The following is a 12,599-nucleotide window of genomic DNA, read 5'->3' as shown; positions in this document are numbered from 1 at the left end:
CACCAAGAGTCGAACTCGGGACCTACTGATTACAAGTCAGTTGCTCTACCAACTGAGCTATACCGGCTAAGTGGGCGGTAATATTACTGATCAGCCCGGGGGTCGTCAACCATTTTTCGAAAAGAATTTACTATTTTTCAATAAGTTAACACCACCCACCCAGGGACAGGCTAAGCAGCACGAAAAACAGTCCAAAATCGTAATAAAAATGTCACAATACATGCCCCTGAAATGAATACACTAGGTGCCGACATGAACGCCGGATTTATCCTCGTTGCCGATGATGAACCAGCCATCTGCGAAATGATCTGTACCGGTCTTGAGCTTGCGGGATACAAAACCCGGAAAGCTGCCAATGGCCAGATAGCCCTCCAGATGATCATCAACGAACAACCGGATCTTGTAGTACTGGATTGGATGATGCCGATGATGAGCGGACCGGAGCTGACAGCCCGGCTGAAGCGCGAAGAACGCACAAAAGACATCCCTGTCATTCTGCTTACGGCGCGCGCCGAAGAAGATGACAAAATCAAAGGGCTGGAGTGCGGTGCTGACGACTATATTACTAAGCCGTTTTCACCCAGAGAGCTGAATGCGCGTATTAAGGCGGTTCTCCGTCGCAGCCAAACCACATCGTCTGAAGCGCTGACCGTTCTCGATATGACGTGCCACCCAGATGAGCAGCAATGCCGTATCAAGGGTGAACTGGTATCGCTCGGCCCGAAAGAATACAAGCTACTCGAATTCTTTATGCGCCACCCGAACCGGGTGTTTTCCCGCGAACAACTGCTCGACAAGGTCTGGGGCGGCAACGTCTACATCGATGAACGCACCGTTGATGTTCATATCCGGCGTTTACGCAAAGCGATTTCTATCGATAACCACGAACGTCTGATTCAAACAGTCAGGGGAAGTGGGTATCGTTTTTCTCCCGATCAGTAAGGTGAGGTAACGCAGGTTTGTATCAGGATGCACTGCAGCGAGAGCTGTTTCGGGTTGGCATTATAGTGCTTGCAGGTTTCGCTGCCGGCTGGTCAGTCGGATATTCCCTGTATGGCTTACTGATCGGATTGGTCGTTTCACAGATCATCAGTATCCGCCACGCGGCCACTATTTTTAAATGGAGTTATCGCCAGGGCCCGGCCCCACAGGACAGCGGATTGATAGGTTACTCTGCCGACCGCATCATCCGACGAGAAAAGACACTTAAAGATCGCCTGCTGAATCAGGCGAAAATGCTGCAACGCTATAATCAGGGGATTGAAGCTCTGAAAGATGGTGTCGTTGTACTCGACAGCGCCGGCCACATTACGACATTCAACAGCGCAGCAACGCGTATGCTGTACCTGCGTAAAGATGATAATGGTCAGCACATAACTCATCTTATCCGCACCCCTCAATTTGTCCGCTATTTCCGCAGCAGCGACTTCAGCGAGCCTCTGCAGTTCGATCTCAGAAATGTCAGTCTGCAGGTTCAGATCACTGAATTTGGTATCGATCAGAAAATCATGCTCGTCAGAGATGTCACTGAACGCAAACGCGTAGAAACCATGCGCCAGGACTTTATTGCCGATGTCTCCCATGAATTGCGCACACCACTAACCGTCATTAATGGTTATCTGGAAATGCTCTCTGATATGGATACGCCAGCTCCACTGTCTAAAGCACTGGCACAAATGGATAGCCAGGCGAACCGTATGACAAATCTGGTAAACGACCTTATTCAGCTATCCAAACTGGAAAGTGCGAGCAGGGAGCGGGATGGTGTGTCCTTTGACCTGACAGCGCTGTGCCATCAGGTTGCCGGAGAAATGAAAGGCTACTCAGGCGATGCTGAAGTCAGAATTAACACCGAGCGCAGCCTGATTGTCGATGGCTTCAAAGAAGAGATGCATTCTGCTCTGACCAACCTTGTCACTAACGCGATTAAATATGGTGATGGAAAACAAGTGGATATCGACATTGCCCCAAGTGATCGCGGTATCGAGGTTGCCGTGACAGACCAGGGGCCAGGTATTCCACCGGAACACCTGTCTCGGGTAACCGAGCGTTTCTATCGTGTGGATGAGTCGCGGGAGTCTACCGTTGGGGGCTCAGGCCTCGGGCTGTCGATTGTTAAACACGCACTGGAACATCACGATGCCGAGCTTAAAATTGAATCGGCGCTGGGGCAAGGTAGTACCTTTTCTTTTGTGATCCCGTCTTTTCGAAGAGAAAACAACGCCTGAATGCTCTTCTCGCACATCCGGATCGTCAGAATTCAGGACGTTAATCTTTTATTAATAAAGGAGTCAGGTTCTTTTCAGTGTTCCTCCGTATCGTAGTGGCTTCACCTAGGAGGAACAAAAATGTCCATAATTAAGTACGCCGTTGTCGCAAGTTCTTTACTGATGCCTGCTGCCGTATTGGCGGGTAATTATTCTTCATCCGAAACTGTGTCTGATAAGGTGATCGCTGAACAGCGCGAACGCCTTGCGGAAAACACCCAGGGTCAGGGTTTTGGACCTCAATCGCCACGCGATATCGATCAGGTTTCGGGCGAGAACAGCAACATGTTCCAGCCAGCCCCTGCACATACTCAAATGAATCTTTGCAATATTCACTTCCACGTTGGTGCCGAACACAAAGGCGGAGAGTTCACGACTTATGCCGGAAATGGTAATGGTCAGGGCGCTGATACAGGTTATCTGTACGACGGCAAACTGACTAAAAAACAGCTTAAACCGTTTAAAGGAGAAGTCTGTGCAGCAAAAGGCAGAAACCTGGTTCCGGGGGATACCATCGAGGTGCACTTCGTACATACCACCGCTCAGATTCAACCAGGCCCGACACTTGGCGCCTGTCTGTCAGACAACATCATGAACCCTCAACTGCGCGTCGAAGCCCAGGTGATTGTTCTGGCCAATGACGATGACGCCCTCGACTTTGGTGAGATGGCAAACGTTGAACAGGTAAACGGCTATTACCAGGCGCCAAATATTCCATCCGATACGGGTACACCGGTCCAGTACGCAGGATCAACAACAGGCCCGTCATACAATGAAAAAGGCTCCCCGTTGCAGGTGAGCTGGAGCGTGCGCCCGGAAGTCGCTGTCGTTGATATTGAAACAGTGGCCGACTGGTGTGAAGAAAATGAATTCAATGAAGATCACGCTCACGGTGTACGCAATCTTGTACTGAACCCACAGCTACTGTCTGAAATACACTGACCAGACACACGGGTTAACAAAGAACCCTAAGCAGCACCCTAGCAGCGATGGATACTACCGGCTGGCAGTCGTCAGCCGGTAACCATTTCCGCGCAGTGTTTCAATAATCAGCGCATCAGCAAAAGCGAGCTTATGGCGAACCCTGCTGATGTATACATCCACAATATTAGTCATCGGATCTTTCTCTGATTGCCATACCCGCTGAAGAATTCTCTCGCGGCTCAGTACTTTGCCCCTATTCTCAACAAAGAACTCCAACAGGTCATACTCCAGCCGGGTTAACGATAGTTCGACCCCTGCATGCCGGACAATACGTTCATCGCGATAGAGTATTAACGGCCCACACTGAAGCGTTTCTTCAATGTGTTGATTTGAGGGCACTGCGCGTCGTGTCATCGCCTGGATACGCGCTAACAATTCTTCGAAGTCGAACGGTTTACAGAGGTAATCATCGGCGCCCTGACGCAGTCCATCCACCCGGTCACTGACGTCGTCCATCGCCGTCAGCAACAGCACCATAGGCGGCGAAGGCAGTCGCTTAATACTCTGTATCAATACCAGGCTGTCCACATCACCGAACATACGATCCAGAACTGCTACGACAGGAAGCTCACTGCTTATGGTCACGATCAGGTTGTGAACGTCACTTTCCGATATGACGTCATACCCTTCAGACTCCAGTCCTCGCTGCAGAAAGCTGAGCAATGGCAGTTCATCATCCGCAATCAGAATCTTCATTCTGCGGCCTGCCTTGGTAGAACGACGGTAAACACTGATCCTTGCCCCTGTTCTGATTCTGCATAGATTTCACCCTGATGCGCTTCTACCAGGGTGCGAGCAATTGATAAACCCAGACCGGCGCCATCTGTCCGTGGCTTAAAGCGTACGAAGCGCTCAAAAATATACTGTAAGTCGGCAGGTGAGATTCCATCGCCATGGTCGCGGACACTAATCATTACCTGATCCTCTGTCGCTTTGAGTGATATTTCGACAGGGTCACCCGGATCAGAATAACGAGTCGCATTATCTATCAGGATGGTCATAACCTGACGTAGCCTCTGCTCGTCAGCGCGTATAACAATGCGTGATTTCTCAGCGTCTGCGGTATTTAATCGGAAAGATCGCAATGGCATTTTTCTCTGCCACTGCTCCACTTGGTGTTCAAGAATATCAACGACCTGGAGATCATCAGGAAATAACCGTAATTGGTTAATTTCAGCACGAGCCAGCAGTAGCAGATCATCGACCAGGACGCTCAGGCCAACAACCTGATCAAGTACTGTCTGTAATGCAGCTCTGTAGTCTCTGGTATCCGCATGATTCTGACGCAAGGTTACCTGCGCCTCTCCACGAATAATGGTCAACGGTGTTCTGAGTTCATGCGATATATCCGCAATAAACTGCTTACGTCTGGTATCAATCAGAGTGAGCTGTCTATTAGCCTCGGTCAGTTCTGATGTACGCTGGTCTACCTCATACTGAAGCTGATCACGCATCGTTTCTGCCTGCTTCTCATGCTCAGCCATCTGGCCTGCTAGCTGATTGAGAGACTGAACGAGTGAGTGAAACTCCTGATCAAGGTTTTCTGGTAAACGGAAGTTATAGTTCCCGGACGCAATGACCTGAGTACCACTCCCTATCACAGTCAGGGGCTGATAAAGCTGATTAAACAGCCACACACACCCGAAGACAATAAAGGGGCCAACCAGTACGCAAAGAATGATACTGAACCATACGATGGCTGAGTTTAACGCTTCGATACGAGCATTCGTCGCAGAAACTACTTTACTCTGGCGTGATACAGCCGCATTAATTGCTTCGCGGAATTTATTATCAATAGTGAACTCCAGCAAGCGCTGGACACGCTCCTGCTGACTGAGCGGAGTTGTATCGTTCATGGCAATAACCGCATTGAACTCGTCAATAATTTCAGCGATTAAAAATTGCAATTCGTCAGTATCTTCAACACTTCCCTGAGTAATGTCGGGACCAAGCTCATTTCTCTGACGCACTTCAAGGTCCCGGATGACCATTAATGACTGCTCAATGAGAGCCTGTTTATTGCGTACTTCGGCCTGGTTGGCATTGCGTCCAAAGATCAGTTCATCGGTGAGTTGTTTAAACAAGCGGTAGGAGATACTCGACAGCATCTGATGTTCAGAAAGCAAGGATTGTGCAGTGGCACTCTGACGAAGATTTTCCTTGGTTATGTATGCAGAAACGGCAACACCACTTAGCGCAACGAAAAGAACAGCTGCTGAAATAAAACCGAAGAGGAACAACTTTCTTTTATACATGCCAGGCTCCTGGCGCCCTTATTTAGCAATTATCATAAAAGAAAAAAGGCGCCACCGAAACAACCGGAGGCGCCCTCACGTCTTACGAGATTAGTTAAACAGAATCAGAATACGAACTGAGCACGCGCACGGAATTCCTGCCCTTCATCAGAGGTAGCATCACCTTCAGCCACAGAGTACGACATCCCCAGACGAACGTTGTTGTTTGCATAGTAATTCAGACCAATACCGATTTCAGAGGCCTCGGTAGCCCCAAGCTCAGTATCTGAGTAGTTACCATCCCCCTGAGTAGCACGGACCACAACCTCGTAGGCGCCCTTGCTACTGGCAGGCTTGATACGCTTAAACTTACCAGCTTTGTATGGACGGGTCTCGCCGGTCAATACGTAACCGACCTGAACGTAGGAGCCCGCAAGATCGTCTGCATCATCGATACTACGCTGCATATATTCAGCTTGCGCATGTAGTGGACCAAAAACGCCAGCAAGTTCCAAGCCCGCAGTTAAGGTGTCTTCACCCTGGTTGTGACTACCAAGGCCAACGTGGACCAGTCCGCCATCAATATCGGCAGCGTAAGCCACACGAGCGGCCAGAAACATTTCGCTGGCTTCCGTTTTATCTTCACCATCTTCAAACAAGCCTACGCCATAATGCAGACCATCAATATCGCCTTTCACCTGGATGCCAGCAAGACGACCAACAGAGTAGGCCTCGGTCACGGCGCTACGCTCAAGGAAAGTATTATCATTGGAAGAGGTGTAGTCTTCCAGGCTGAACTCAACCCGTTGATGACCGACAGAAATCTTAGCTGGCTTACCAAAACCTTCGTAAGTGATGTATAGGTCTTCCACAGTACCACCGGAATCTTCCCGTGCACCGTCATCGGTTTCTGACGCCTGATCAATATTGAACTGCGACTTGAGACTCCAGTCACCCACTGTACTTTTCACGTATATACGAGCACGACGAACATGGATGTCAGACTCGTCTGTTTCACCATTCTTTTTCGCCAGATTGTAGTCCCACTGCAAGCGTCCTCCCGTCTGGAATTTAATTTCTTTTTCCTGAGCCATCAGGCCGCCGCCGACTTTTATAATCAGATCATCTTTTTCATCTGCCTGAGCAAAACCTGCCGCGCAAGCGATAGCGATAAAGAGTGCTGTTTTTTTCATGCTTCTCATCCAGAGTTAGTTATGTGCAAGATGGTCTTGCTTAATAGTTACTGCAACGCACTGTGTTACAGGATGATGTCTACTCTATGGCACTTTTATTACAGCAATATGACAAATCAGTCATATTTGTGAAATCAAACTGTCATATTCAGAGAAAGCCATGCAGGAGCAAACAAGATATTGCGCTGCTTAGTATAGGCCAGTTTCAGGAAAGCAAAGGGAAAGTTCGCGCCTCAGGGGAGGTTGAGGCGCAAAAAGCGGGGGATCAGATCAATCTTCTTTCTGAGCGGTTTCTTCCATTTCTGTGAGAGAGCTGTGACGAACGTCTGTGCCACTCACAAGGTAGATAACCTGTTCAGAGATGTTGCGTGCATGGTCACCGATACGCTCAATAGCACGAAGAATCCAGAGGATATTGATCGCCTGGCCAATAGAGCGCGGGTCTTCCATCATGTAGGTGATCAGCTCACGCAACGCAGAAGCGTATTGCTTGTCGACCAGCTTATCGGTACGCACCACCTCAATCGCACCTTCAACGTCGTGACGGGCGAAGGCATCCAGAGCGCCAGAAATCATTTTCACCACTTCTTCACCCATGTAACGGATGGCTTGCTGGCAGAATTGTGGGTTCTTCGAGTCTTTTACTTCCAGCGTGTGAATTGCAATTTTACTTGCCTCATCACCGATACGCTCAAGGTCGCGAACCACACGTGACACAGCCAGAACCATACGCAGGTCTGACGCGGCTGGTTGACGACGAACCAGAATCTGAGTGCACTCGTTATCAATTGCGACTTCTGCTTTATCAACGTCATCTTCACGGCGGATAACATCATCGGCTAATTGAGTATCACCTGAACAGATCGCCTGAACCGCATGGTTTACCTGGCGCTCGACCAGTCCGCCCATGCTCATCATGTGGTTACGGATCGCTTCCAGATCGGCATTAAACTGACCAGAAATATGCTGGTTAAAATTCATTTCCATCGTACTGCTCCTTAGCCAAAGCGGCCGGTGATATAGGCTTCAGTCAACTGATGCTCAGGCGTTGTAAATACCTTATCTGTTGCATTCACTTCGATCAACTGGCCCAGGTGGAAGTACGCAGTGCGCTGTGACACACGGGCAGCCTGCTGCATCGAGTGAGTAACGATCGCGATCGTATAGTTCTCACGCAGCTCGTCGATCAGTTCTTCAATTTTAGCAGTTGCAATCGGGTCCAGTGCAGAACACGGCTCATCCATCAGAATCACTTCAGGATCAACCGCAATGGTACGCGCAATGCAAAGACGCTGCTGCTGACCGCCAGAAAGACCGGTGCCCGGTGCATGCAGACGATCTTTCACTTCATTCCAGAGGCCCGCACGCTGCAGACTTTTTTCAACGATTTCGTCCAGTTCAACACGTGACGATGCGAGACCATGAATACGCGGGCCATAAGCGATGTTGTCGTAAATCGACTTAGGGAAAGGGTTAGGCTTCTGGAAAACCATGCCTACCGTCGCGCGGAGTGGCACCACATCGACGCGTGGATCGTAGATGTTATCGCCATCCAGCAGGATTTCACCCGTGACATTACAGATGTCGATGGTGTCATTCATGCGGTTGAGGCAGCGCAGAAAGGTTGATTTACCACAACCTGAAGGGCCGATTAAGGCGATCACTTCATTCTGGCGAATATCCAGACTGACGTTGTAAATGGCCTGCTTCTCACCGTAAAACACACAGACGTCGCGAGCGCGAAGTTTCGCACCTTCGCTGAGAGGAGAGCCGACCGTTTCGTGATTTTCAATAATACTCATAACGTTATCCGATAATTTCTGTTTCAGGCCTGTTACCAGCGACGCTCAAGACGACGACGAAGCATAACGGCGGCAGTGTTCATAATGATCAGGAAGCCCAGCAGAACCATAATGGCGCCCGATGTACGTTCTGTGAAAGCGCGCTCAGGACTGTCTGACCACAGGAAAATCTGCACTGGCAATACGGTGGATGGGTCATTGATGAAGCCAGGAACATCCACGACAAAGGCAATCATACCGATCATCAGCAGAGGCGCCGTTTCACCCAGTGCTTGCGCCATACCGATAATGGTACCGGTCAGCATGCCCGGCATGGCCAGCGGCAGTACATGATGGAACACGGTCTGCATCTTAGATGCCCCCAGACCAAGCGCCGCTTCACGAATAGAAGGAGGTACCGCTTTAATGGCTGCACGACCAGAAATAATAATCGTCGGCAGTGTCATCAGTGTCAGAACGAGACCACCTACCAACGGCGTTGAACGTGACACACCAAAGATATTAATAAAGATGGCCAGGCCTAGCAGGCCGAAGGTGATCGATGGCACCGCCGCGAGGTTATTAATGTTGATTTCAACAATCTCTGTCAGGCGATTTTTAGGGGCGAACTCTTCCAGATAAATCGCTGCGGCCACACCGATCGGAAAAGACAGCAGGAAGGTCACGAGCAGAGTCAGCAGGGTACCGGTAATTGCACCACGAATACCCGCCAGCTCAGGCTCACGGGAATCCCCGTTCACGAAGAAGGTGGTATTAAACTGAGTTTTAAGCGCATCACTTTCGATCCAGCCGGTAATCCACTCGAGCTGTTTTTCACTCAGGCGGACGCTACCGCTGTCATTACCGTACTCGTGCTTAAACCATTGGTCGACATCGTCATCGACCAGCAGGTCCACAGTCACGGTTTTGCCGATAATGGAAGGGTCTTCAAGAACCTGGCTCTGAATCTGCCAGCCTGCACCTGAAGAGATGAGACTGAACAGACTACGTGCTTCTGAACGCCCCTTGGGCTGAACGTCATTCTTGAAATGACGCTTGATCAGACCATCGTAGTTCGCACTCATGATGTCACTTTCGGAGGAATCCGGCGTGATATCGAGGTAGTCACCATCAATCTCAATGGTGGTCGTCAGCACAGTCTGTGAAAAGGCAGACGTACCTTTTGAAAAAATATCGCCGAACAGAACCACCAGGCAAAGCAGGCCAAATAATACAGAGGCCATGCCATACAGGCGGAAGCGAGTTTCAGCCGCACGACGGCGACGCATACTGGCTTCGACTTTCTGACGCGTTGTCATGGTTGAATCAGTCATATTGTTCCCGGTACTTCTGTACGATCTTGATAGCTACAAAGTTCAGCACCAGCGTCACGATAAAGAGCACAAGGCCCAGCGCGAAGGCGGCGAGTGTTTTCGGCGAGTCGAACTCCTGGTCACCGACCAGCAGAGTCACGATCTGCACAGTGACGGTCGTAACACTGTCGAGAGGGTTCGCGGTCAGGTTTGCAGCAAGGCCCGCGGCCATAGCAACAATCATGGTTTCGCCGATAGCACGCGAAACGGCGAGCATGACTGCGCCAACAATACCCGGCAGAGCCGCAGGAATAACCACCTGACGTACCGTCTCGCTTCGGGTTGCGCCCAGACCATAACTGCCGTCACGCAGTGACTGCGGCACAGCGTTAATCACATCGTCAGACAGAGATGAAACGAAAGGAATAATCATAATGCCCATGACCAGGCCCGCCGCCAGTGCACTCTCAGACGAGACATCCAACCCAACCGACTCACCGACACCACGAATAAATGGCGCAACGGTCAGGGCGGCAAAAAAGCCGTATACAACGGTCGGGATACCCGCCAGAACTTCGAGGGCTGGTTTCGCCAGCTGACGTACGCGAGACGTTGCGTATTCAGACAAATAAATCGCCGCCATCAGGCCGACCGGAACCGCAATAAACATGGCGATGGCAGAGATCAGCAGCGTACCTGCAAACAGCGGTACTGCCCCGAAGCTACCAGACGAACCTGACTGATCCGCACGTAATGCCACCTGGGGTGACCACGTCGTGCCAAACAGGAACTCAATGGGTGAAACTTTCTGAAAAAAGAGCACCGCTTCAAACAGAACACTGACCAGAATACCCAGCGTAGTCAGTACAGCAATGGCAGAGCTTGAGAACAGCATCACACGAACGATGCGTTCAACTTCACCACGGGCACGAAGGTCTGGCTGAATACGTCGCCAGGTCACGGCAACGCCGAGAAGAATCAATGACAGAATAACGCCGCCCTTAAGAATCGCAGCGCGCTGTTCAAGGTCGACCAGGTGCGCGGCAACAGAGCCGAGTTCACTCTGCCCCATCATCGATGGGTCGCTGGCGATATTGTGAACCTTTGAGAGCGCCAGACGAACTTCTGCTTCACTGGCCGTACGGATAGCTTCAGGAAGTTGCATCGTCAGCAGCGCATCAACGATGCGAGGTTCCAGCATTACCCACATGATTAAAATGAGGAGGGGCGGCAGAGTAGTCCAGAGCGCAGTCAGTGCGCCGTAATGGGTTGGAAGTGAGTGCATACTCTCTCCCTGGCCAGCAAGAGACCGGGCGCGATTACGTCCGAGAAAGTATGCTGCCCCCAGCGCGATCAACAACGCGATTAGCAAGGTACTGTAGTTCATGGGTTACTTCTGTCAGTAAGTGTTTTGAATGCACAAAAACCGGGAGTGCATTCGCACGCCCGGCTTTCAACAGACAACTGTCTGTCTTATTTAGCGGAGATTGTCTTCAGATTCTCGACAGTATCAACCACTTTTTTATATTCCTCTTCAGTCATGGGGATCATGCCCTTGTCTGCGAGGTAACCGTATTCGCCCATCGCTTTGTCAGATACGAACTCAGCCAGGTACTCTTCAATGCCAGGAATCACGCCAACGTGTGCTTTCTTAACATAGAAGTACAGTGAACGGCTTACTGGGTAAGAACCGTCAGAGATTGCGTCGAACTCTGGCGCCTGACCTTCAACGATAGAACCGTGTACTTTGTCAGCGTTCTGCTCCAGGAAGCTGTAACCGAAGATGCCAAGCGCGTCTGGGTTTGCTACCAGTTTCTGAACGATCAGGTTGTCGTTCTCACCTGCTTCTACGTACGCACCGTCCTCACGGATACCGTGACACAGAGCTTTGTACTTGCTCTTATCTGTTTTCTTCATCTCTTTGATGAACGGGAATTTCTTACAACCGCCTTCCATAGCGAGCTCAACGAACGCGTCGCGGGTACCAGACGTTGGTGGCGGGCCAAGCACTTCAATTTTCTTCGCTGGAAGTGTTGGGTTAACGTCTTTCCAGGTCTTGTATGGGTTGTCGATCAGAGTTTCAGAACCGTCTTGCGCTGGAACGACTTTCGCCAGAGCCAGGAAGATGTCTTTACGAGTCAGTTCGTACTGTGGTGCTTCGTTGCTGCCGGCCAGTACAATACCGTCGTAACCGACCATCACTTCAACGATGTCTTTAACGCCGTTTTCTGCACACAGATCGATTTCAGACTGCTTAATCGCACGAGAAGCGTTAGTGATATCAGGCGTGTTCGCGCCAACGCCCTGACAGAACAGCTTCATACCACCGCCTGAACCGGTAGACTCAACTTTTGGTGTAGGGAAGCTTGAGGACTTACCGAAGCGCTCAGCAACAACAGTAGAGAACGGGTAAACAGTAGAAGAGCCTACGATGCTGATGTAATCACGCTCAGCGTAAGCGTTTGAGCCAGTCATGGTTGCCAGCAGAGCGGCACCAGTCAGAAGTACTTTTTTCATGAGAGTGTCCTTCATGTTGTGTGGCATGCTGTATGCCTGAGTCACTTGATTTCGGATGCTGGCCATTATCAGGATGGTATATTACAGAAATGTGACAAAGCGGCAATTTGTTACACCCACATGACAGTTATATTACACCCGACCTCGACACTGCTGCGCCCAGCCCCCACAGAGTTCTCGCTACTGAGTTCTCGCTACTGAGGGGCCGCCGACCCTGATATACTCCCGCCTCGTTTACTGTCCGGGTTCTGTTTTTCCGGTACTTTTTTGGCACGTTTTCACCACTTATTTCAACACAATTAGGGATGCC

The 12,599-nt window shown here is 50.4% G+C and carries 11 protein-coding genes; 3 read left to right on the top strand and 8 right to left on the bottom strand.

What is annotated here, in order from left to right:
* Positions 1-252 precede the first annotated feature (252 nt).
* The 3 genes from phoB to B2067_RS02335 all read left to right on the top strand — a co-directional run bounded on the left by phoB (position 253) and on the right by B2067_RS02335 (position 3,209).
* Entirely contained in the window at positions 253-942 is a 690-nt protein-coding gene (gene phoB / locus B2067_RS02345) for a phosphate regulon transcriptional regulator PhoB (protein ID WP_297531576.1), read from the top strand.
* Between the two features lie 17 nt (positions 943-959).
* On the top strand, positions 960-2,228 hold the full coding sequence (gene phoR / locus B2067_RS02340; RefSeq protein ID WP_297531575.1) for a phosphate regulon sensor histidine kinase PhoR: 1,269 nt from the start codon (positions 960-962) through the stop codon (positions 2,226-2,228).
* Between the two features lie 120 nt (positions 2,229-2,348).
* The gene (locus tag B2067_RS02335) at positions 2,349-3,209 is read left to right on the top strand and encodes a delta-class carbonic anhydrase (protein ID WP_301376915.1); all 861 of its coding nucleotides are present in this window, start codon (positions 2,349-2,351) and stop codon (positions 3,207-3,209) included.
* 54 nt (positions 3,210-3,263) lie between these two features.
* Here the strand turns inward: B2067_RS02335 and B2067_RS02330 are convergent, their stop codons facing one another.
* From B2067_RS02330 to B2067_RS02295, 8 genes are all read right to left on the bottom strand, one after another.
* On the bottom strand, positions 3,264-3,947 hold the full coding sequence (locus tag B2067_RS02330) for a response regulator transcription factor (protein ID WP_301387324.1): 684 nt from the start codon (positions 3,945-3,947) through the stop codon (positions 3,264-3,266).
* Positions 3,944-5,506: a HAMP domain-containing sensor histidine kinase gene (locus tag B2067_RS02325; protein WP_301387323.1), complete on the bottom strand. Its 1,563-nt coding sequence runs from the start codon at positions 5,504-5,506 to the stop codon at positions 3,944-3,946. The genes B2067_RS02330 and B2067_RS02325 overlap by 4 nt, the downstream gene beginning before the upstream one ends.
* A gap of 104 nt (positions 5,507-5,610) precedes the next feature.
* Entirely contained in the window at positions 5,611-6,678 is a 1,068-nt protein-coding gene (locus B2067_RS02320; RefSeq protein ID WP_068434669.1) for an OprO/OprP family phosphate-selective porin, read from the bottom strand.
* Positions 6,679-6,948: 270 nt separating this feature from the next.
* The gene (gene phoU / locus B2067_RS02315; protein ID WP_068434673.1) at positions 6,949-7,665 is read right to left on the bottom strand and encodes a phosphate signaling complex protein PhoU; all 717 of its coding nucleotides are present in this window, start codon (positions 7,663-7,665) and stop codon (positions 6,949-6,951) included.
* 11 nt (positions 7,666-7,676) lie between these two features.
* The gene (gene pstB, locus B2067_RS02310; RefSeq protein ID WP_301181234.1) at positions 7,677-8,480 is read right to left on the bottom strand and encodes a phosphate ABC transporter ATP-binding protein PstB; all 804 of its coding nucleotides are present in this window, start codon (positions 8,478-8,480) and stop codon (positions 7,677-7,679) included.
* A 32-nt stretch (positions 8,481-8,512) separates the two neighbouring features.
* On the bottom strand, positions 8,513-9,793 hold the full coding sequence (gene pstA / locus B2067_RS02305) for a phosphate ABC transporter permease PstA (RefSeq protein ID WP_068434677.1): 1,281 nt from the start codon (positions 9,791-9,793) through the stop codon (positions 8,513-8,515).
* Complete coding sequence (pstC, locus tag B2067_RS02300) at positions 9,786-11,159, bottom strand: phosphate ABC transporter permease subunit PstC (protein ID WP_068434679.1); 1,374 nt, start codon at positions 11,157-11,159, stop codon at positions 9,786-9,788. Before pstC ends, pstA begins: the two co-directional genes overlap by 8 nt.
* Positions 11,160-11,245: 86 nt before the next feature.
* Positions 11,246-12,289 (bottom strand): PstS family phosphate ABC transporter substrate-binding protein, encoded by a 1,044-nt coding sequence (locus B2067_RS02295; protein WP_068434703.1) that lies wholly within the window; start codon positions 12,287-12,289, stop codon positions 11,246-11,248.
* Positions 12,290-12,599 lie beyond the last annotated feature (310 nt).

This window comes from Thalassolituus sp. UBA2590, assembly GCF_002339775.1.
In the GTDB taxonomy this organism is placed as follows: Bacteria; Pseudomonadota; Gammaproteobacteria; order Pseudomonadales; family Oceanobacteraceae; genus Thalassolituus.
This window is presented reverse-complemented; position numbering and strand designations above follow the sequence as displayed.

Coding starts and splice junctions, on each gene's coding strand:
- phoB (WP_297531576.1), top strand. CDS start 253: ATGAACGCCGGATTTATCCTCGTTGCCGATGATGAACCAGCCATCTGC.
- B2067_RS02335 (WP_301376915.1), top strand. CDS start 2,349: ATGTCCATAATTAAGTACGCCGTTGTCGCAAGTTCTTTACTGATGCCT.
- B2067_RS02330 (WP_301387324.1), bottom strand. CDS start 3,947: ATGAAGATTCTGATTGCGGATGATGAACTGCCATTGCTCAGCTTTCTG.
- B2067_RS02325 (WP_301387323.1), bottom strand. CDS start 5,506: ATGTATAAAAGAAAGTTGTTCCTCTTCGGTTTTATTTCAGCAGCTGTT.
- B2067_RS02320 (WP_068434669.1), bottom strand. CDS start 6,678: ATGAAAAAAACAGCACTCTTTATCGCTATCGCTTGCGCGGCAGGTTTT.
- phoU (WP_068434673.1), bottom strand. CDS start 7,665: ATGGAAATGAATTTTAACCAGCATATTTCTGGTCAGTTTAATGCCGAT.
- pstB (WP_301181234.1), bottom strand. CDS start 8,480: ATGAGTATTATTGAAAATCACGAAACGGTCGGCTCTCCTCTCAGCGAA.
- pstA (WP_068434677.1), bottom strand. CDS start 9,793: ATGACTGATTCAACCATGACAACGCGTCAGAAAGTCGAAGCCAGTATG.
- pstC (WP_068434679.1), bottom strand. CDS start 11,159: ATGAACTACAGTACCTTGCTAATCGCGTTGTTGATCGCGCTGGGGGCA.
- B2067_RS02295 (WP_068434703.1), bottom strand. CDS start 12,289: ATGAAAAAAGTACTTCTGACTGGTGCCGCTCTGCTGGCAACCATGACT.